Origin of the sequence: Aggregatibacter sp. 2125159857 (genome assembly GCF_017798005.1) — a bacterium.
Classification (GTDB): domain Bacteria; phylum Pseudomonadota; class Gammaproteobacteria; order Enterobacterales; family Pasteurellaceae; genus Aggregatibacter.
In genome coordinates this window covers 671,448-690,992 of sequence record NZ_CP072548.1, presented here as the reverse complement: position 1 = coordinate 690,992, position 19,545 = coordinate 671,448, and the positions used below count along the sequence as shown (strand labels likewise).

The 19,545-nt window shown below is 43.3% G+C and carries 21 protein-coding genes; 7 read left to right on the top strand and 14 right to left on the bottom strand.

Annotation, left to right across the window (positions count from 1 at the left end; genetic code table 11):
• Nucleotides 1-3: 3 nt before the first annotated feature.
• Complete coding sequence (locus tag J5X96_RS03560; RefSeq protein ID WP_209364399.1) at nt 4-1,776, top strand: ABC transporter ATP-binding protein; 1,773 nt, start codon at nt 4-6, stop codon at nt 1,774-1,776.
• Nucleotides 1,733-2,965: an MFS transporter gene (locus tag J5X96_RS03555; RefSeq protein WP_209364398.1), complete on the top strand. Its 1,233-nt coding sequence runs from the start codon at nt 1,733-1,735 to the stop codon at nt 2,963-2,965. Before J5X96_RS03560 ends, J5X96_RS03555 begins: the two co-directional genes overlap by 44 nt.
• Nucleotides 2,966-3,097: 132 nt before the next feature.
• Here J5X96_RS03555 and gnd read toward each other — a convergent pair whose 3' ends face one another.
• The 11 genes from gnd to J5X96_RS03500 form a co-directional block, all read right to left on the bottom strand.
• The gene (gene gnd / locus J5X96_RS03550) at nt 3,098-4,552 is read right to left on the bottom strand and encodes a decarboxylating NADP(+)-dependent phosphogluconate dehydrogenase (protein ID WP_209364397.1); all 1,455 of its coding nucleotides are present in this window, start codon (nt 4,550-4,552) and stop codon (nt 3,098-3,100) included.
• Between the two features lie 20 nt (nt 4,553-4,572).
• Entirely contained in the window at nt 4,573-5,361 is a 789-nt protein-coding gene (locus J5X96_RS03545; protein WP_209364396.1) for a hypothetical protein, read from the bottom strand.
• 176 nt (nt 5,362-5,537) lie between these two features.
• Nucleotides 5,538-6,248, bottom strand: coding sequence for an aspartate/glutamate racemase family protein (locus J5X96_RS03540; RefSeq protein WP_209364758.1), 711 nt, complete (start codon nt 6,246-6,248; stop codon nt 5,538-5,540).
• Between the two features lie 261 nt (nt 6,249-6,509).
• A complete protein-coding gene (locus J5X96_RS03535) occupies nt 6,510-6,842 on the bottom strand; it encodes a hypothetical protein (protein ID WP_005695120.1) in 333 nt (110 codons plus the stop codon).
• Between the two features lie 32 nt (nt 6,843-6,874).
• Nucleotides 6,875-7,291: a hypothetical protein gene (locus tag J5X96_RS03530; protein WP_032822542.1), complete on the bottom strand. Its 417-nt coding sequence runs from the start codon at nt 7,289-7,291 to the stop codon at nt 6,875-6,877.
• A gap of 26 nt (nt 7,292-7,317) precedes the next feature.
• Nucleotides 7,318-7,710 carry a GNAT family N-acetyltransferase gene (locus J5X96_RS03525; protein WP_209364395.1) on the bottom strand — a complete coding sequence of 131 codons (393 nt, stop codon included), beginning with the start codon at nt 7,708-7,710 and terminating at the stop codon, nt 7,318-7,320.
• Nucleotides 7,711-7,744: 34 nt separating this feature from the next.
• On the bottom strand, nt 7,745-8,443 hold the full coding sequence (gene pgl, locus J5X96_RS03520; protein WP_209364394.1) for a 6-phosphogluconolactonase: 699 nt from the start codon (nt 8,441-8,443) through the stop codon (nt 7,745-7,747).
• 94 nt (nt 8,444-8,537) lie between these two features.
• Entirely contained in the window at nt 8,538-10,022 is a 1,485-nt protein-coding gene (gene zwf / locus J5X96_RS03515; protein WP_209364393.1) for a glucose-6-phosphate dehydrogenase, read from the bottom strand.
• Between the two features lie 70 nt (nt 10,023-10,092).
• Nucleotides 10,093-10,911, bottom strand: a complete 819-nt coding sequence (gene cysQ / locus J5X96_RS03510) for a 3'(2'),5'-bisphosphate nucleotidase CysQ (protein ID WP_209364392.1) — start codon at nt 10,909-10,911, stop codon at nt 10,093-10,095.
• A gap of 26 nt (nt 10,912-10,937) precedes the next feature.
• The gene (locus J5X96_RS03505) at nt 10,938-11,366 is read right to left on the bottom strand and encodes a hypothetical protein (protein ID WP_209364391.1); all 429 of its coding nucleotides are present in this window, start codon (nt 11,364-11,366) and stop codon (nt 10,938-10,940) included.
• Nucleotides 11,367-11,428: 62 nt separating this feature from the next.
• Nucleotides 11,429-13,435, bottom strand: coding sequence for an OPT family oligopeptide transporter (locus J5X96_RS03500; RefSeq protein ID WP_209364390.1), 2,007 nt, complete (start codon nt 13,433-13,435; stop codon nt 11,429-11,431).
• Nucleotides 13,436-13,783: 348 nt separating this feature from the next.
• Here J5X96_RS03500 and J5X96_RS03495 point away from each other — a divergent pair, with 348 nt between their 5' ends.
• Together J5X96_RS03495 and J5X96_RS03490 are read left to right on the top strand one after the other, a co-directional pair.
• The gene (locus tag J5X96_RS03495; protein ID WP_209364389.1) at nt 13,784-14,410 is read left to right on the top strand and encodes a YkgB family protein; all 627 of its coding nucleotides are present in this window, start codon (nt 13,784-13,786) and stop codon (nt 14,408-14,410) included.
• A gap of 72 nt (nt 14,411-14,482) precedes the next feature.
• The gene (locus J5X96_RS03490) at nt 14,483-15,361 is read left to right on the top strand and encodes an AraC family transcriptional regulator (RefSeq protein WP_209364388.1); all 879 of its coding nucleotides are present in this window, start codon (nt 14,483-14,485) and stop codon (nt 15,359-15,361) included.
• A gap of 14 nt (nt 15,362-15,375) precedes the next feature.
• On the opposite strand, the gene nudE is transcribed toward J5X96_RS03490, so the two are convergent.
• Entirely contained in the window at nt 15,376-15,933 is a 558-nt protein-coding gene (gene nudE, locus J5X96_RS03485; protein WP_209364387.1) for an ADP compounds hydrolase NudE, read from the bottom strand.
• A gap of 87 nt (nt 15,934-16,020) precedes the next feature.
• On the opposite strand from nudE, the gene yrfG reads away from it, so the two are divergent.
• From yrfG to hslO, 3 genes are all read left to right on the top strand, one after another.
• Nucleotides 16,021-16,680, top strand: coding sequence for a GMP/IMP nucleotidase (gene yrfG / locus J5X96_RS03480; RefSeq protein WP_109859940.1), 660 nt, complete (start codon nt 16,021-16,023; stop codon nt 16,678-16,680).
• 12 nt (nt 16,681-16,692) lie between these two features.
• On the top strand, nt 16,693-17,109 hold the full coding sequence (gene hslR / locus J5X96_RS03475; RefSeq protein ID WP_209364386.1) for a ribosome-associated heat shock protein Hsp15: 417 nt from the start codon (nt 16,693-16,695) through the stop codon (nt 17,107-17,109).
• A gap of 68 nt (nt 17,110-17,177) precedes the next feature.
• Nucleotides 17,178-18,050: an Hsp33 family molecular chaperone HslO gene (gene hslO / locus J5X96_RS03470; protein WP_209364385.1), complete on the top strand. Its 873-nt coding sequence runs from the start codon at nt 17,178-17,180 to the stop codon at nt 18,048-18,050.
• A gap of 49 nt (nt 18,051-18,099) precedes the next feature.
• Here hslO and lysA read toward each other — a convergent pair whose 3' ends face one another.
• A complete protein-coding gene (lysA, locus tag J5X96_RS03465; protein WP_209364384.1) occupies nt 18,100-19,350 on the bottom strand; it encodes a diaminopimelate decarboxylase in 1,251 nt (416 codons plus the stop codon).
• 18 nt (nt 19,351-19,368) lie between these two features.
• A complete protein-coding gene (locus J5X96_RS09715) occupies nt 19,369-19,488 on the bottom strand; it encodes a lipoprotein (RefSeq protein ID WP_245193475.1) in 120 nt (39 codons plus the stop codon).
• Nucleotides 19,489-19,545: the final 57 nt, after the last annotated feature.

The following is a 19,545-nucleotide window of genomic DNA, read 5'->3' as shown; positions in this document are numbered from 1 at the left end:
GTTATGCAATCTTACTTTAATCCTGAAACTCAACGCGTAAAAAGCCTGTGGCAAACTTATCACGCCTTATTTGCCGCCGCCCAACAGCAACAAAGCGCATTCTTACGCTGTCTCGCTTTTGCAGCACTGTCTGCAACCTTATTCGGCGTGGCTATCGGCTTGCTGTATCCGCTGCTTTTGGCATTAGAACAAACCGAGGCAGGGCAAAGTGCGGTCATTTTTTGGAGTGTTTTATGTGGCGTGCTTTTAATCGTCAGCCTCCTTTTCCGCATTTGGGCGGAATATTATGACACCAAAGGCGATTCATTTTTGGCGACATATCAATTAAGACGTCAACTGGGCGAAAAACTTCGCCGCGTATCTCTTGCCGTCCTCAGTGGATTTCGTGCAGGCGAACTCAGTGCCGTTGCCATCCAAAGTATTAATGAAGCGACGAATTACGCTTTCAGTTTAATCAGTATTCTAATTTACGGCATCGTAACACCGGTGTCTGCCGCCCTTTGTCTTTGTTTCTTTGATTACCGCTTTGGGCTGCTGATCTTCATTATTTTTCCGCTTATCGTGCCACTTTATTTATGGCGGAGAAAAGCTTTCCGTCGTGGATTTAGTACTTTGGCAGAAGCTAATCAGCGACTTAAAGGCGAAACCATTGAGTTTGTGCAAGGTTTGGAAATTCTGAAATCAACAGGGCAGACTGAAAACAAACAACATATTTTCAACCGTGTGATTGAAGATGTGGCAAACATTCAACGCATCGGCACAAAAAAAGGCGAGCGCCCGAATTTGATTATTACCTCAAGCATTCAATTAAGTCTTATTGCGGTATTAATTGTTGGCACATTTTGGGTGATTTCCGGTAGCTCCCATTGGGTATTGTTAGCCACGGTACTGATTTTAATTGCCCGAATTTCAGATGTATTGAACTTCTTTGTGCAAATGTCCTCGCTCTTAGAAATTTTTGTGATCAGCTGTGAAAAATTTGAAAAACTGATGGCATTACCTGAATTGGCGGAAAATAATGGCAGCAGATTACCCACAGATTATCGCATTCGTTATGAGCATATCCGCTTTGGTTACAATGCCGAAAAAAACATCCTAAACAACATTAATCTGGACATAAAACCTAACAGCCTCAATGCTTTTGTGGGTACTAGCGGTTGTGGTAAAACAACATTACTCCGATTGTTGTTGCGTTATGCTGATCCGCAATCAGGACGAATTACGATCGGTGGTATCGATATTCGGGATGTTAGCCAAGAACAGCTCATGAGATTAATTTCTGTGGTGTTTCAAGACGTTTATTTATTCCAAGACAGCGTATTAAATAACATCCGAATGGCAAAACCCAATGCCACCGATGAAGAGGTGATTCACGCCTGTAAACTCGCCCAATGCCATGATTTTATTCAGGCATTACCACAGGGGTATCAAACTCAAGTTAATGAAATTGGGAGTAATTTTTCCGGCGGTGAAAAGCAACGACTTGCGATTGCCCGCGCGATTTTAAAAGACGCACCGATTCTCATTTTAGATGAACCAACAGCATCGTTGGATACTCGTAATGAGCTGGCAGTGCAAAAGGCGTTGGATCAGCTGGTTAAAGACAAAACCGTGTTGATTATTGCTCACCGACTTTCCACCATTGTGGGCGCGCATTGCATTTATGTGTTGGAAAACGGCAACATTGCCGAACAAGGCACGCATCAAACACTCTTAGAACAAAAAGGACGTTATGCAGCGTTTTGGCAATGCCAACAAGGCAACATCACTCACTAAACAGGATTGGGCAATCCTTGCCACGACCGCCGGCTTTAAATTCTGCGTAGTGGCGTTTTATATGATTGGCCTCATCACCATGTTAAAAGAGATGGGGTTCGATCTTAAACAGCTTAGTTGGTTCTATTTGCTTGGTGGAATGGAAATGGCGAAATTCATCGTTTCACCATTAATTGAACGCTATCGTCTCAAGCGTATCGGGCAATTTCGCGGCTGGTTATGCTTTTCCTCGCTAATCATTTTTATTGCTCTGTTTATTTTGCATTTCATCCAGCCACAACGGGATTTTACGCTGCTTATGGTGGCGTGTGTGCTATTGAACCTAAGCAGTCTATTTTTTGGTTGTGCGGCGTTGGGGCTGACGTGTGCCATCCTGCCTTTTGAGCAACGTGGCTTTGGCGGTGTCATTCAGGTGATCGCAGGACGTGTAGGTAAAATGCTTGGCGGTGGTTTAGTGTTATTGATTTATCATCATTACGGCTGGCAAAGTGCGGTGGATTTAATCAGTGTTTTTGCGCTACTGCTGATTCTACAAATCAGCCTATATTCCGAACCTACAGTTGCTGCTGAACCGCAAAATCCGCCATTACGTTTTTTATTCACACGCTTTTTCCACTTTTGGCAACAACCGCACATTTCATTTCGTTGGTTGATTTTATTGTTATTTGTGTTTATTCCCAGCGGCATGGTGGTCAGTAGTTTCATTCCGCGTCTAAATGCCTTGGGTTGGAGCAGCCAACACATTGGGCTATTACTTTCCGTATTCGAACCCCTTTTTGCTATCGCCTTTGCGCCGCTAAGTGGTCTATTACTCAAAAAATATTCTCGGGTTTCTGTCACCCAATGGGTATTATTTAGCCAAATCTTTGCCTTCTGCTTATTTATTTTATTTGAATATGTCGGCACGGATTTTCCTTATCTTATCGCTGCGCCGATTTTATTGTTAAGCATCACATACGCGTTGCTGGTGCCGTGCTTGCTCGCCATGATTATGGATAAATCCAATCAAACTTACGCCACGCTCGACAGCGCATTGCAATTCTCTGTCGCCCTCTTCGGCGCCTACCTAGCAGGCTTTGTCTCCCTCCGTCTCGCGCATGCCTTTGACTATCTCACAGTTTACCTCTCCGCCACCTTCATTGCCGTTGGAATATGGCGATTTTTGGGATGCCGAAAAGAAGCATTCTGAAGTTCATTATAGATTCCGCCCCCTACGGCAGACAAAATACGCATAAAAAAATCTGCACCTTACACAGCTTGTTTCAGTGCCAATATGTAAGGTGCAGATCAAAGTGCGGTCGGTTTATCGCACGTTTTTTACTTAGACATCATACGTGGTGGATGCGGTATTGCCGCCGCGCCCCGTCCAGTTGGTGTGGAAGAATTCGCCGCGTGGTTTGTCGGTGCGTTCGTAAGTGTGCGCGCCGAAGTAGTCACGTTGCGCTTGCAACAGATTTGCCGGCAGGCGGGCGGAAGTGTAACCGTCTAAGAAGGTAATCGCAGACGCCATACATGGCATTGGAATGCCGACTTCGATGGATTTTGCCACCACTTTGCGCCATTCGCCCATGGCGTTTTCTAAAATGCCTTTGAAGTAGCTGTCGGAACCTAAGAAGATTAAATCCGGGTTCGCTTCATACGCATCGCGAATGTTGCCTAAGAAACGGCTGCGAATAATACAGCCTTCGCGCCATAACAAGGCGGTGTTGCCGTAGTTGATGTTCCAGTTGAAGTTTTCAGACGCTTCACGAATCAACATAAAGCCTTGTGCGTAAGAAATGATTTTTGACGCCAACAAGGCTTTGCGCACCGCTTCAATCCATACATTTTTATCGCCTTCCACTTTGCCAATGGTTTTGCCGAATAATTGGCTTGCGGCAACGCGTTGATCTTTAAAAGCAGATACGCAACGGGCGAACACGGATTCGGTGATTAAGGTCAATGGAATACCGAAATCAAGGGCATTGATCCCCGTCCATTTGCCCGTACCTTTTTGCCCTGCCGTATCTAAAATTTTATCCACAAGGCGGTTACCGTCTTCATCTTTATAGCCAAGAATATCGGCGGTGATGTCGATTAAGTAGCTGTCTAATTCGGTGTTGCGCCATGCTTTGAAAGTGGCTTCCAATTCATCGTCAGACAAGCCCACGCCTTCTTTTAAGAATTGGTAGGCTTCGCAAATTAATTGCATATCGCCGTATTCAATGCCGTTATGCACCATTTTTACGAAATGGCCTGCGCCATCTTTGCCCACCCAATCACAGCACGCTTCGCCTTTGTCGGTTTTGGCGGAAATCGCTTGTAATACCGGTTTTACGAATCGCCATGCTTCTTCGTTACCGCCCGGCATAATAGATGGCCCGTGGCGCGCGCCCTCTTCACCACCGGAAACGCCGGTGCCGATAAAGCGAATGCCTTTTTCACGCAACGCCGCCACACGACGGTTGGTGTCCGGATAGTTTGAGTTTCCGCCATCAATAATGATGTCGCCTTCTTCTAAGTGGGGGAGTAATGCATCAATGAATTGATCCACTACATCACCCGCGCGCACCATTAACATTACTTTGCGTGGTTTTTCTAATTTAGAAGCTAAATCTTCTAAAGAGTATGCGCCGATAATGTTCGTGCCTTTTGCCGCACCTTGTAAAAATTCATCCACTTTGGATGTGGTACGGTTATACGCCACCACTTTAAACCCGTGGTCGTTCATATTTAAAATGAGGTTCTGCCCCATCACGGCTAAGCCGATAACACCGATGTCGCCTTTTACTGACATTGTTTTCTCCTGTTTTTATATTAATCCATTGTCTTTGATTTTAAGATTTTTCTAAGTTCTTTTAACGCAATCACTGAATGCTCTCTTCTACTAGATGGATGAACAGTTCTATAACATAAAATATCCTCATCGTAATTATCTGAAAAATAAAACTGTTCTAAATATTTTTTATCTAAACCAGACACCGCACTTTTACCTGCTGGCTTTAAATCATCTTTAAAATAAGCTCTTCTAGCAATGATTGCTTGTCTATCAAGTCCAGATGCAAATATGATGATATTAGGTTGTAAAATTTCAATTTGAGCTTTTAATAAAGATTCTGATATTTTCTTTATATTTGCAAATACTGATTCACTATCTATTTTACTAGGGTTCGATTTTTTATAAGACACACAGAATATATTCGCCCATAAAATACTTGCATTAGGGTTTTCTTGAGATACTTTTCTAAAGAAATTAAAGAAACATTTTCCTTTTTTATTTACTGAGTCAGACCTTTCTAAATTGCGAATAACCCAAGATTTACTCAAACTCATTAATTGATAAACTGAGCTCTGATCATATTTTTCTAGATCCTTTCGCTTCTCTCCCCAACCTCTAGTTTCTCTCCCTACAATTAAAATTCGATGTTTTTTCTGTTTAAAGTCATCAGGCACAAATCCTAAATGAATTTTTGATAAATTAGAGTTGCTTAATAAAGCATCAATTATTTCTTGATTTTCTTTAAAAATATCTTGGTATCTTTTCACCAATAGCATCTCAACATCAAGATTTTTTGCCGCTGCTTTATCCAAATACCATTCCGTCACGCCTTTTCTCCCTCGATGGCGCACCTTTCCCAACGCGTGCCTTTATCTACAAGCACAGGCTATGAAGCATGCGCTATCAGTAATCCATCCCCATGATGGCGCGCGTCTCCCGACGCGTGCCTTACAAATTTAGTAAGTTATCAGCACGCGTCAGGAGACGAGCGCTATCAAAGTAGTCATTTTTCTAAATGTTTTTTTACACCTAAAACAAAATCAGCAGCCATTTTAGAATGCAATTTAGCCGTGTCGAAAAATGGCAATGGCGAGTCGCTTTGATTAACCAACAATCCGATTTCCGTACAACCTAAAATTACGCCTTCTGCCCCCTGATTTTTCAATTCATCAATGATTTTTAAATAAAATGCTTTTGATTGTGGTAAAAATTTACCCACACAAAGTTCATCAAAAATGATGCGATGAATTTCATTTTGAGTGTCCTCGTTTGGCACGATAGGAGTAATGCCTCGGACAATTAAACCATCACCATAAAAATTATCGCTCATAGTAAATTTTGTACCCAGCAAAGCCACTTTATTTAAGCCTCGCGATTTAATAGCATCTGCTGTAGCATCTAAAATATGCAAAAACGGAATTGAAATAGCTTGTTCAATTTGTGGTGCAACTTTATGCATAGTATTGGTGGCAAGCACAATACCTTCTGCACCAATCATCTCTAATTTTTTTCCTGCTTCAGAGAGAATCTCTCCTGCTCGTTGCCATTCACTTTGTTTCTGGCATTGCACAATTTCTTCAAATTCCACACTCACCATGACAATAGGCGCAGAAATATTCCCACCTTTTTTCTGATTAACTAGACGGTTGATCTCAGTGTAATAAGTTGCCGTACTTTCCGGGCTCATTCCACCGATAATACCTAATATTTTCATATCGCTCCTTCCTATGATAGCGCACGTTTCCCAACGTGTGCCTTTATCTATAAGCACAGGCTATGAAGTGCACACTATCAGAAATCTATCTTCTTGCTACGCAAAAGTGCGGTCATTTTTTCAATTATTTTTTATTTACGCTGGCGCGCGTCTCCCGACGCGTGCCTTACAAATTTAGTAAGTTATCAGCACGCGTCAGGAGACGCGCGCTATCTAAGGGTATAAGAAGCTTGTTTCAGATATCCTATAGCAAAACTTCTTTTAAATTTCTCTAATTAAAGAGCTACCTTGCTCTAACGTATCTAGCCACTGCCATTTTTCATGACCGATGAGTTTACTTTCTTCTAAAGAAAATGTTGTATAGCAACGCCCCAAACGATTTTCTAGAGATTGATTTAAATGTTGATACGTAAATTCAATTTGAGTATCGTCAACCCATTTCCCAATTAAAAAGCCTTTTAAAATTTCACCGCCACCATATTCGGCCCAAATCATTTTACCTTGTTGATGGTAATGAAATTCTGTTTGGCTACTCACCTCACCATTTACGGTGTTTTCAACAGCAACAAATTTTTTATTATCTAAATTCAACATTAAAGTCACTCTGCATCTAATTCATCTGTATCTTATTTTTGCATAATGTAATGCATTTCTACATTTTTCGCTTTTGCGGCTTTTTCTAGATCTGCTTTATCACTTTGACTATCTCCAACAAGGTATAAAGATACATCTTTGCCGACCTTTTCTGCATTATTTAGTCCATACATAGCAACTGCTTTATTCACAGATTGACTGTTCCCTGCAATTCCGATGTGTAAATTATCTGTAGCTAAAAGAGATACGAGTCGTTTTCCTGAAGTACCACCTGCGGTTCTAATCGTTGCTACAAGCATTCCATTTGAAACTGGGTTTCCTGCTTCTGGAACTTGAAGCATTACTGAGCGATTATCTTTTGGCATTTGTGCCGCTAACTGATCTAAAGATGGACCAGATGAACAAGCAAATAACAAAGTTGAAGTAAGTAGCACAAACAATTTTTTCATTTTTGTCTCCATACCATTCTAATAAATTAACTCTTCGTCCATGCACTCATGTGCTGCGTAAACCCAATATGCGGATAATAATCTACCGCTTGCGGAGCAGATAAAAGTACAATTTTGGCTTGTGGATGTAACGCCTGTTTGGTGTGTTCGATTAACTGCACGCCGATACCTTGTTTTTGATATTGTTCGTCAACCGCCAAATCAGACAAATAACAGCAGTAGGAAAAATCCGTCACCGAACGAGCGACACCCACCAATAACTCACCATCCCAAGCTGTCACTAACAAATCGGCATGATGTAACATCGCTGCTACACGTTTTTTATCTTCTAACGGACGGCGTGCGCCTAAGGTAGTTTTATTGAGCAATTCAATAAATTGTTCTACTGAAATGGGATAGTTGGTTTTGTATTCGATCATATTGTGAACCCCGTGATGTCTGATATGCAATCTGTTATAGCAATTTTGCCGCCGCTTTATCCAAATACCACTCCGTCACGCCATTTTTTGCTTTGATTTTTGCAGCGGGATAAGGCAAGTTTTCCGCCGGTGTGGTTTGAATTTCTTTGAGAATTTCCGCTTTGCCTTCGCCTGTCACCAAATAGGTAATGCGTTTCGCTTGTTCAATTAATTTGGCGGTTTTGGAAATGCGGAGCTGTCCGCTTTCAGGATGTTTGGCGATAACGGCAAGATTTTCATCCGCGAAATTGGTTTGATTCGGGAACAAGGAAGCTGTGTGCCCGTCTGCGCCCATGCCGAGGATAATCCAATCAAAAACACCGTCAGGAATGACCGCACTTAATTCTTTTTCAAAGCGTTTAAGCTCTAAGTGCGGTTCATTTTCGCCACGAATTCGGTGAATGTTTTCAGCAGGAATGTTGATGTGATCAAACAAGAGTTTTTGCACTTCGCCGTAATTACTTTCAGGATCAGATGGCGGCACCATGCGATCATCGCCCCACCAGAAATGGAGGTTTTTCCAGTTAATGTCATCCGCGTAAGGGGCTTGTGCCAAGGTTTTAAACAATAATTTCGGTGTGGAACCGCCGGACAAGGAAATGTGTACGGGGTGATTTACTTGGCTATAAATCACAAATTCTTGGGCAATTTTTTCCACCGCACTTTGCGCTGTCGGAAAGGTAATATAGTTCATTGTTTTTCCGTAGGGTGGGCTTTAGCCCACCCTTTTATTATGTTAGAGATTAGGAACGGTGGGCTGAAGCCCACCCTACATGAGATTAACTAAATTAAACTTTTTTCTTCATCAAACCACTCGGTTTGCGCCATACTTTGCCTTCTTTGGCAATCAGTTTATCTGCGGCTACCGGGCCCCAACTGCCGGCTTCATAGTCATACACGCGACCACCTTGAGCTTTGTAATCCAAAATCGGTTGCACGAATTTCCAAGCAGCGTGTACAGCATCGGTACGGGCAAATAAGGTGGCATCGCCTTTCATGGCATCAAGCAATAAACGCTCGTATGCGGTCATCACAGTCGCGCCCTCTAAATCCGCATAGCGGAAATCCATGGAAACTTCTTTTGCCTCAAAACCGGCGCCCGGTTTTTTCAAGCCGAAACGCATGGAAATGGCTTCATCCGGCTGAATACGAATAATCAATTTATTTTCCGGTGCATTTTGGCTGAACACCGGGTGCGGTGTGGTTTTGAAGTGAATTACAATTTCGGTAACGCGCGCCGGTAAACGCTTGCCGGTACGCACATAAAACGGCACGCCTGCCCAACGCCAGTTTTCAATTTCACAACGCAATGCCATGTAGGTTTCCGTGCGGGAATCTGCCGGCACGCCTTTTTCTTCCAAATAGCCTTTCACCATTTTGCCGTTAATTTCTGCGGCAGTGTATTGTCCAAGCACCAAATGATGTTCCATGTCTTCATGGGTTAAAGGACGTAAGCAGTGCAGTACTTTCGCCACTTCATCACGCATGGAATCCGCATTGATAATCGCCGGTGGCTCCATTGCCACCATCGCCAACACTTGCAGTAAATGGTTTTGGAACATATCGCGCATTGCGCCGGAACCGTCGTAATAGCCACCGCGATCCTCTACACCAATGGATTCGGCACCGGTGATTTCCACATACTCAATAAAATTGCGGTTCCAAAGCGGCTCAAACCAACCATTAGAAAAACGTAGCACAAGTAGGTTTTGTACGGTTTCTTTACCCAGATAATGGTCGATACGATAGATTTGGTGTTCTTCAAAGAAGCGATGAATTTGAACGTCCAACGCTTCTGCCGTTTTGCGATCATAGCCAAACGGTTTTTCCACAATCAGACGCTTCCAACCTTGTGTTTCTTTGTTTAATCCATGTTCGGCTAAACATTCGGGAATCACGCCGTATAAACTTGGCGGTGTGGATAAATAATATAAGGTGTTGCCGTTGGTTTTATAGTTTTCATGCAAGGCATCAAGGCGTGGAATCAGTTTGGCATAATCCGCTTTATCTGCTGTGTTGACGGCTTGGTAATACAAATGACCACAAAATTTGGCTAAACACTCACTTTCCCCGCCTTCGTGTTCGATCAGCGTTTGATACATTTTTTGACGGAAAGATTCATCGTTTAATTCGGTACGCGCCACACCCAACACGGAGAAATTATCGCCCAGCCGATCAATTTTATAAAGGTCATACAACGCCGGAATCAGTTTACGATAAGTTAAATCTCCGGATGCACCGAAGATAACGATACAACAATTTTCTGCTTTCATTTAGTTACCACATTAATGTTACGATTTAATAAATGCCCGTATGATAAGGAAAATCATCGGACATTTCTAATCACTCTGATAAATCGGAGTGAAAGATATTACCCCATAAAAAATCTCGCGTTACGCCCATGAAAAAGTCCGGATTGACGAAAGATTCTCGTTGATTGTAAGTCAGCGGTTGATAATTTAAGTCAAAAACCACTCCGCCCATTTCCGCCAGCAAAATTTCTGCAGCAGCGGTATCCCATTCACCGGTGCGCCCCAAGCGAATATAGCAATCACAGATTCCCTCGGCGACCAAGGTGCTTTTTAAGCCGCTGGAACCGTAAATATGGAATGCATAGTCAAAATTCGCACTTAAAATCGACCGCACTTTTTCCGCTGCAGCCGCAGAACCAACGGCAATGCGCAAAGGTCGGTCCAACGCAATGTCGCGGAACGCCAATTTGCAGAGTTTTCCCTCTTGCAGCTTATAGGCGCCAAATCCTTTCATGGCGTAATAGGTGTAGCCCAATATCGGTGCATGAATCACGCCCAACACCGGTTGATGATTTTTCACTAGGCTAATGAGCACGGAAAATTGATCGGTGCGATTAATAAATTGTTGCGTGCCATCAAGAGGGTCAATTAACCAATAGGACGCCCACGCCTGCCGCTCCGCAAGGGGAATATTGCAATTTTCTTCTGACAAAATGGGAATGTGTGGTGTAAGTGCGGTCAGTTTTTCCATTAAAAATTGACTGGCAAACAAATCCGCTTCCGTCACCGGAGTGTTATCCGCTTTGATCTGTACCGACACCGAATGTTGATAAAAACGCTGTAAATGCTCACCTGCCTGCTGAGCGATATGAATCACATCCTGTAATAACTGTGTGGTGAGAATAGGCATTGCATTCCCTCTTATTTTTTGTCGATTTATCTCTCTTTTGGCAACAGCAACGGGAGTGTCAACACGGAATAAAGTGCCATACCGCAACTAAATAATAAGGCGACATCTAATGCGCCACTATATAACCAAGTCCCAAAGGTCATCGATGTTTCGAATAAGGTCATGTAAATATATCCGGCAACATTGCTATAACAAAATGCAATAATCGCTGAAATCAGCACAATCGCAAACACATTATAACGGGTATAACGGTAGGCCTTCGCCCATAAGGCAATTAGAAATGCCGGAATGGTAGCTATAAAAAACGTGCTAGAAAAATAAAATACGATTAAATCGGTCACGGTAAACGTTTCATCGATATTATCGTTAAGACAAAACCCGATGATCATGCCCAAAATTTGCAGAATAAACGGAAATACAATGAATGCTTTTAAGTAAGGAAATTTAGACGACATAAGAATTCCTGAGTAAAAAATAGGCTATCAGAAGATAGCCTATTGTAGAGGAATTTTAGCGATTACGCAGATTTTTTTGCACGTAATACACGCAAGGTGAAAAAGGCAATTCCGGCGATAAATACAAGTAAGCCAAGCACTTCACCAATCGTACCCCAGTTTTCCAACTTCAAGGCCAATGGCGCTTCAGATCCACCTGAGGTAACGGAGGCGGCAATGATAAACGCTAGCACAACGCCCATTAGGCTTTCGCCCACGATTAAACCGGCAGAAAATAACGTTGCGAAACGCTCAGCTCGTTTGCTGACCTCTTTATCCCCGCTTCGTGCCGCATATTTTGCGATATGGCGGTTCAGTAACCACGCCAAAACTGCCCCGATAACAACCGGCATATTAATAGAAGGTGGTAAGTAGATACCAATCCCCACTGCCAATACCGGTAAAGCAAAGGCTTTGTTACTCACTTTTTTCAAGAAGCTATCAATAATGATTAACACAGCCCCTAAACCCACACCGGTAAGAATATAAGTCCATTCTAATTTATTGGAAAAAATCCCTTGTGAAATGGTGGTCATCAACGTCGCTTGCGGTGCAGACAAGGCTTGTGATGGATCCATGTCTGGACGTGGTAATGCGCCGGTGAAACCGTAGGCGTGGTAAAGAATTTCCAATACCGGTGCAATCACTAATGCGCCCACGAAACAACCGATAATTAACGCCACCTGTTGACGCCAAGGTGTTGCTTCGACCAATAAACCGGTTTTTAAATCTTGCAGGTTATCGTTAGAAATGGTCGCTGTGGTTAACACGATAGACGCGGTAAACAAGGTCAGTGCAGTCAAGAATTTCTGTCCGTCAGCGGTATCAAATAAACCGGACGCATTGCCGATAGAAACCAACACCAAAGAAATCACGATCACGGAAATAATCCCGATACCGGAAATTGGACTGGAAGATGAACCCACAAGCCCTGCCATGTAACCGGAGGCTGCCGCCACGAAGAAACCGATAAACACCGCTAAGAAGGTACAAACCACCACCAATAATAAGGCTAATTCCGGGGAAATCGGCGCGGTCGCGATAAAGTGATGTAATGAGATCACAATTAATGCCACGGTCGCAATAAGAATATAAATCATGGTTTTTGGTGAAAGGTCGATATCAATACGATGATCCGACGCTTCTTGCGCGCCCTTCAACATACGGAAGGAATGCACCATGCCTTGCACCATCGGTTTCATCAGCATCAATAACGTCCAAATCGCCGCAATCCCGATGGTTCCCACCCCAATAAAACGCACTTTGGTTTTCCACATACTCATGGCATAGCCGGCAAGGGTTGTATCTGTCGGCAAATCACCGGACATAGTAAAGAATGGCACCGCTAAGCCCCAAGCAAAGAAAGTGCCTAATAAAATGGCAATCCCGCCAACAATACCGATCAAATAACCCGCCCCTAATAAGGCTAAAGAAAAGCCCATCGGCAGTTGGAAGATGGCTTTGCCACCCGGGCCGGTAAACCACGCACTGGCGCCATCTGCCATCAAACGCAAACCGTTGGTTAAAAACGCCACAACGCTGGCAAAAATACCGCCATAAGCAATATCTTTCACACCGCTGTCTGCATCAGAATTGTTACCGGCTTTTAAAATTTCTGCCGCCGCAACGCCTTCCGGATAAGGTAAATCGCTATTTACCACCATCGCGCGACGTAATGGAATCGTGAACAACACGCCCAACGTACCACCCGCCGCACAAATCAACATGGTTTGCCAGAACGGAAAGTCTTGCCAGTAGCCCATCATCAATAAGCCCGGCAACACGAAAATCACAGAGGAAAGCGTACCCGCAGAAGACGCTTGGGTTTGCACCATGTTGTTTTCCAAAATACTGGAATCTTTAAAGAATTTCAGTACCGCCATGGAAATAACTGCCGCCGGAATCGACGACGCAAATGTCATCCCCACTTTCAGACCTAAATACACGTTGGAAGCGGTGAATAACACCGTAATCAACGCGCCGAGTAACATGCCTCGGAAGGTCAATTCTTTTAAGTTTGTAGATTGCATATCATTACCTATTTTTTTTAATAAAAACATTGACACCTTGACAAAAAAGCGGCGAATAATCAAGTTTCATTCAATTTATTTTGCTTAAATTGAATTTTATTTAAATATCAGCCATATTTTTAAACTATTTATAATCCCATAACCTATTCAATAGTAAAACTGTCCTCTACCCAACATCGCTATAATCTTAAATCCATCTGATTTAGTCTCAATTATAAAAAATAGCGAGTCTCATCAAGTTATTTATTCTTTATATCCTATATAGTTCGCCGAACCTATTCCATTTAGGTAAATAACCACTAAATTTTGTATCATCCACTGAATGATGAAGTTCTATGAGGCTAAAAAATGAATGCATTAATTGAATTACTCGCAAAAATTGTTGCCCCGATGCAACGCCAATTTATTAACTTTATACGGATCGCCATTTGTATCGTTATGGTATGGATTGGCGGGTTAAAAGTATGTCAATATGAAGCAGATGGTATTGCCCATTTTGTCTCGAACAGTCCATTTTTAAGTTTCCTCTATAAAAACGGACCGAATTTAGTGCAAAACGATAAAGGCGAATTAGTAAAAGAATATACCCTTTATAAAAATCCCGAAGGTAAAATGGTGGCGAAAAATATTGAATGGCACAAAGCTAACGGGACTTACACAGCGTCTTATATTATCGGTGCAATCATTGTGGCCATCGGCTTATTAACGTTAGCCGGAATCTGGTCTCCGACTTTTGGGCTACTCGGCGGTTTGCTGACGTTCGGTATGTCCATTGTCACCCTGTCGTTCCTGATCTTCACGCCGGAAACGTGGGTGCCTAATTTAGGGGGTGATTTGCCTACACCAAATTACGGCTTTCCATATTTATCCGCCGCGGGACGTTTGGTTATTAAAGATATTATTATGATGGCTGGGGGATTAGTTGCCGCTGCCGAATGTGCGAATCGCTACTTAAAATATAAAGCATCCGTCTAATTGAAACACCGGTATGAAGCTTATCACTCTGTGATAGGCTTCTTCATTTGTTAATCAGGAGAAAAGTAGAACATGGACTATTTAGATCAGCTTGTCCGACAGTCAGGCATTGAGGGAGAAATCAATATCCTCTGTCGTTTTCAAGGTGACTGGCTAATCCATCATAAACAGGAACCGAATTTAATTGGCAGATTTCATATTGTGTCACGAGGGGAATGCCAAATTCAGCTGAAAGACCAAACCTGCCAGCTCAAACCGGGCGATGTCATTTTTCTGCCCTACGGAGAAGAGCACGTTATTTATCACGGCACCGACACAGAAACACAAATTACCAAAACCACTCAAGGTGTTTTTACATTACATCGCAACAGCCCAAGCAACGAATCTGCTGATTTTGAAATGTTTTGCGGTTATTTCCGTTATTTAAACGTTGCGCAAAGTTTACTGTTTAATCTACCGCAGTGGCACCTTGCCGGAAATAACGATTCCATCATGGCCTTACTGAAATTGCTGCGCAAAGAAACAGAGGATAACCTCGGCAATGAAGTTGTCGTCAATGCGTTATGCAACATTCTTTTCACTTATTTAATCAGAGATTACCTTCAACACCATCAGGTCAATCAAGGCATCTTCGGCGCATTACAGGACAAGCGTTTAAGAAATGCCGTGAATGCCATCATAGCCAATCCCAAGGAAAGCTGGAGCATGGAGAGCTTAGCAGAAAGTTGCGCCATGTCGCGCGCCAATTTTATTCGTGCATTTAAACAAAAAACGGGCATTTTACCCGGTAAATTTCTCACTATAATGCGAATGAATATGGCAGGAATGTTACTAAAAAACACACAAAAACCGATTAGCGTGATTGCCTCGGAAGTGGGCTACCAATCAGACACCCACTTTACCAAAGTCTTCAAATCCTATTACGGCATTTCTCCGGGGAAATACCGATAAATACAACTACCAATTCATGGGTTAACACAGGCTTTCCGTTGTAAATAATCCCGAAGTAAATAAAGTGCGGTCAGATTTTTCGCTTCATTGAACTCAGGGTCATACAATAATTCGTTAATGTTTGCCAACGGCACGCGTACCACTTGCAACGGTTCCGGCTCGTCACCTTCCAGTTTGCTCGGATAAAAATTCTGCGCCAATAAAATGTGCATTGGATTATTCATGAAGCCAACGGATGAATTAATCGTACGTAAATGCACCCAAGATGTTGCGCCTAAACCAATTTCTTCTTGCAACTCGCGATTGGCACTTTGTTCCGGCGTTTCACCGGCATCCATTCTGCCCTTCACAAATCCTAACTCATAGCGCTCTGTTCCCATGGCATATTCACGCACTAACAACATATCGTCGCCATCAATCGCCACCACCATCACCGAAGCGTACTTGCCGGGGCGAAAACGTTCATAAGTGCGGTGCGTTCCATTGGCGAATTTCAAATCCACCGATTGAATTTCAAATATCGTTGATTTTGCTACAGTTTTTATATTGAGAATAGTTGGTTTTTGTAACATTGTTCTCTTCTTCCCTTGTTTTACAAACTACCGAAATAGCGATACCATACCCCACTATTTTTACAAAGAAAAGGGACCACAACAGGGATGGCGCAACAAAAATTTGACTGGCAAGCAATCGACACCGTGATTCTGGATTTAGACGGCACGCTAATCGATCTGTATTTCGATCATCGTTTCTGGAAAAAGGTGGTGCCGCAGGCATATGCCGACAAATTCAAGCTTTCTGTGGAACAAAGTCGCGAACTGATCCATCGCCGTTATCAGCAGGTGGAATTCAGTATGCAATGGTATTGCATTGATTTTTGGGCGAAGAATTTAGATTTACCGTTGCGCGAATTGTTACAACAACAGCGCGATTACATCAAAGTGCGGTCGGATGTATATCCGTTTTTACAGGCTGCCCGCGAGCGCCGCAAGAAATTGATTTTGCTCACCGACAGCCATCCGTTCAGTTTGGCAGAAAAATTAAAACACTGCGATTTAGCACCGCACTTTGATTTGTTGCTTTCCAGCCATCAGTTTAATGCGCCAAAAGTGGAACAGTCTTTGTGGCAACGTTTGCAACAATTCACGCCATTCGATCCGAGCCGAACCCTTTTTATCGACGACACAGAACCGGTGTTAGATAGCGCTAAAAAATTTGGCATCGCCTACACCATCGGCGTGGAAAATCCGGACAGTACATTGGCGGACAAATCCTTTGAGCGTCATTTCTCCGTCAAAAACTACCGCACTTTACTGTAAGGACGCGGCAACATGGCAAAACATTCTCAAATGGAAGAAGAAAAAGAAGCAGTGCGTTTGGACAAATGGCTGTGGGCAGCGCGTTTTTACAAAACCCGCACACTCGCCAAAGAAATGATTGACGGAGGCAAAGTCCATTACAACGGGCAACGTAGCAAACCAAATAAAATCGTAGAAGTGGGTGCCACCCTAAAAATACGCCAAGGCAGTGACGAAAAGGAAATCGTTGTGTTGGCGCTTTCCACTCAACGACGAGGCGCACCAGAAGCGCAACTGCTTTACCGAGAAACGGAACAAAGCCTTGCCAATCGAGAAAAACTTGCCATGGCGCGCAAAATGAATGCGCTGTCCATGCCGCACCCTGATCGCCGCCCGGACAAAAAAGAACGTCGCGATTTACTTAAATTCAAACATCAAAACCAAGCATAAACGCCACCTTGTAATCGAGGAAAACGGCCTTATATTTGGCGAACAACATTCAATTAGGAACAAAAAAGATGACAACTTATACTAAAGACAACGACCAACTTTATCGTTACTTGTTCAAAGACCGCGCCGTACGTGGCGAATGGGTACGCTTAAATCAAACGTTCAACGACACCTTAAACACCCATCATTACCCGCAAGCCGTGCGCAATTTATTAGGCGAAATGATGGTCGCCACCAGTTTGCTGACCGCCACCTTAAAATTTAACGGCGACATCACCGTGCAAATTCAAGGCGATGGCCCATTAAAACTGGCGTTAGTCAACGGCAACGATCAGCAACAAATCCGTGCGCTTGCCCGTTTGCAAGGCGATATTGATAACAACATGAGCCTACACCAAATGATCGGCAAAGGCGTGTTGGTGATCACCATTGCGCCAAAAGAAGGCGAACGTTATCAAGGTATCGTACCACTGGACAAACCCACCATCAGCGAATGTTTAGAAGACTATTTCATCCGTTCCGAACAACTCCAAACCCAACTGATTATCCGCAGTGGTGAATATGACGGCAAACCGGTCGCTGCCGGCGTGTTATTACAAATCGTCCCGGATGGTTCAGGCTCACCGGACGATTTCGAGCATTTAGCCACCTTAACCGCCACCATTAAAGACGACGAGATTTTTGGTTTAAGCGCAGAAGAATTGTTGTACCGCTTATACCACGAAGAAACCGTTGAACTCTTCGCACCACAATCGGTGACCTTCCACTGTGGCTGTTCGCAAGAACGTTCAGGCGCTGCCTTGTTGTTAATTTCGGAAGAAGAAATTGACCATATCCTTGCTGAACACCAAGGCACCATCGATATGCAATGCGAATGCTGTGGCACGCATTATTTCTTCAATAAAGAAACGATTGAGAAATTAAAAGCATCAACCCACTAACAAAAAATCCCGCAAATCAGTTGCGGGATTTTTTATGTTTCACCTTGCGTTACGGCAATAAGCTTTCTAATTGCCATAATTCGTTTAACGCCTCGCGACGGCGGATAAGATAAGCTTTATCGCCATCCACCATCACTTCCGCTGTTCTTGGGCGAGAGTTATAGTTAGAAGACATACTTGCGCCGTAGGCACCGGCAGATCGTTGGGCTAAATAATCCCCTTCCGCAATGGCAAGTTTGCGTTGTTTGCCGAGGAAATCGGAGGTTTCGCAAATCGGGCCGACCACATCATAGATTTTTTCTTCACGCGCTAAAGTGCGGTCGATTTCTAGAATGTTCATGTAAGCTTGATACAACGCCGGGCGAATCATGTCGTTCATGCCGGCATCCACAATGGCAAAATTACGGCTTTCGTTGGATTTTAAATACTCTACTTTGGTGACCAAAATCCCAGCGTTTGCAGTAATGGCGCGTCCCGGTTCGACGATGATTTCCAGTTCACTAAAGGCACTCAATTTTTCCCACAACGCTTTGGCATAGTCTGTCGGATGTGGCGGCGTTTCGTCCGTATAAGTCACACCCAAGCCGCCGCCTAAGTCTAAGTGTTTTAAATGAATGCCATCTTGTTTTAATTGTTCCATGAGTACAATTAAGCGATCTACCGCATCTAAAAACGGTTGTAATTCCGTGAGTTGTGAGCCGATGTGACAATCCATACCGACAATTTTAATATTTGATAAGGTAGCGGCTAATTTATAGACTTCTCGAGCTTGTTCTACGCTCACGCCGAATTTATTTTCTTTTAACCCTGTGGAAATGTAAGGGTGGGTATGGGCATCCACGTCCGGATTTACGCGCAATGAAATAGGTGCGATTTTGCCCATTTCACCGGCGATTTGGTTAATGCGCAATAATTCTGCTTCCGATTCCACATTAAAACAACGAATGTTGACTTCTAATGCGCGGGCGATTTCTTGGTGAGATTTTGCGACACCGGAAAAGACCACTTTGGCCGCGTCACCGCCGGCGGCAAGGACGCGTTCCAATTCCCCTTGGGACACAATGTCAAAGCCTGATCCTAATTTTGCCATTACGTTTAAAATCGCAATATTCGGGTTGGATTTCACCGCAAAACACACCAAGTGCGGATGCTCGCCAAACGCGTTATTAAATGCGTGCCAATGACGTTCAAGGGTAGCTTTAGAGTAAATATACAAAGGCGTACCAAATTGTTCGGCCAATTGTTTGACTGGCAGATTTTCCGCCATGAGTTGATTGTTTTTATATTGGAAAAAGTCCATAAAGTCGCCTATAAAAAGTTATTTCGTTGTTTGCTGAGTACTATCTTGTTCCGGAAAATATAATGGGCCTTTAACACCGCAACCGCTACTTAGCGCACACAATGTGACGAGTAAAAATACAGAAATCAGTTTTTTCATAGGTTGCTCCTTGCGCTTCACTTCGGCTACTCTTTTTACCACTAAATCCGGCTTTGT

Excerpts from the sequence above, each read along its gene's own strand:
- J5X96_RS03560 (WP_209364399.1), top strand. The coding sequence starts at position 4 with ATGCAATCTTACTTTAATCCTGAAACTCAACGCGTAAAAAGCCTGTGG.
- J5X96_RS03555 (WP_209364398.1), top strand. The coding sequence starts at position 1,733 with ATGCAGCGTTTTGGCAATGCCAACAAGGCAACATCACTCACTAAACAG.
- gnd (WP_209364397.1), bottom strand. The coding sequence starts at position 4,552 with ATGTCAGTAAAAGGCGACATCGGTGTTATCGGCTTAGCCGTGATGGGG.
- J5X96_RS03540 (WP_209364758.1), bottom strand. The coding sequence starts at position 6,248 with ATGAAAATATTAGGTATTATCGGTGGAATGAGCCCGGAAAGTACGGCA.
- J5X96_RS03535 (WP_005695120.1), bottom strand. The coding sequence starts at position 6,842 with ATGTTGAATTTAGATAATAAAAAATTTGTTGCTGTTGAAAACACCGTA.
- J5X96_RS03530 (WP_032822542.1), bottom strand. The coding sequence starts at position 7,291 with ATGAAAAAATTGTTTGTGCTACTTACTTCAACTTTGTTATTTGCTTGT.
- J5X96_RS03525 (WP_209364395.1), bottom strand. The coding sequence starts at position 7,710 with ATGATCGAATACAAAACCAACTATCCCATTTCAGTAGAACAATTTATT.
- pgl (WP_209364394.1), bottom strand. The coding sequence starts at position 8,443 with ATGAACTATATTACCTTTCCGACAGCGCAAAGTGCGGTGGAAAAAATT.
- zwf (WP_209364393.1), bottom strand. The coding sequence starts at position 10,022 with ATGAAAGCAGAAAATTGTTGTATCGTTATCTTCGGTGCATCCGGAGAT.
- cysQ (WP_209364392.1), bottom strand. The coding sequence starts at position 10,911 with ATGCCTATTCTCACCACACAGTTATTACAGGATGTGATTCATATCGCT.
- J5X96_RS03505 (WP_209364391.1), bottom strand. The coding sequence starts at position 11,366 with ATGTCGTCTAAATTTCCTTACTTAAAAGCATTCATTGTATTTCCGTTT.
- J5X96_RS03500 (WP_209364390.1), bottom strand. The coding sequence starts at position 13,435 with ATGCAATCTACAAACTTAAAAGAATTGACCTTCCGAGGCATGTTACTC.
- J5X96_RS03495 (WP_209364389.1), top strand. The coding sequence starts at position 13,784 with ATGAATGCATTAATTGAATTACTCGCAAAAATTGTTGCCCCGATGCAA.
- J5X96_RS03490 (WP_209364388.1), top strand. The coding sequence starts at position 14,483 with ATGGACTATTTAGATCAGCTTGTCCGACAGTCAGGCATTGAGGGAGAA.
- nudE (WP_209364387.1), bottom strand. The coding sequence starts at position 15,933 with ATGTTACAAAAACCAACTATTCTCAATATAAAAACTGTAGCAAAATCA.
- yrfG (WP_109859940.1), top strand. The coding sequence starts at position 16,021 with ATGGCGCAACAAAAATTTGACTGGCAAGCAATCGACACCGTGATTCTG.
- hslR (WP_209364386.1), top strand. The coding sequence starts at position 16,693 with ATGGCAAAACATTCTCAAATGGAAGAAGAAAAAGAAGCAGTGCGTTTG.
- hslO (WP_209364385.1), top strand. The coding sequence starts at position 17,178 with ATGACAACTTATACTAAAGACAACGACCAACTTTATCGTTACTTGTTC.
- lysA (WP_209364384.1), bottom strand. The coding sequence starts at position 19,350 with ATGGACTTTTTCCAATATAAAAACAATCAACTCATGGCGGAAAATCTG.
- J5X96_RS09715 (WP_245193475.1), bottom strand. The coding sequence starts at position 19,488 with ATGAAAAAACTGATTTCTGTATTTTTACTCGTCACATTGTGTGCGCTA.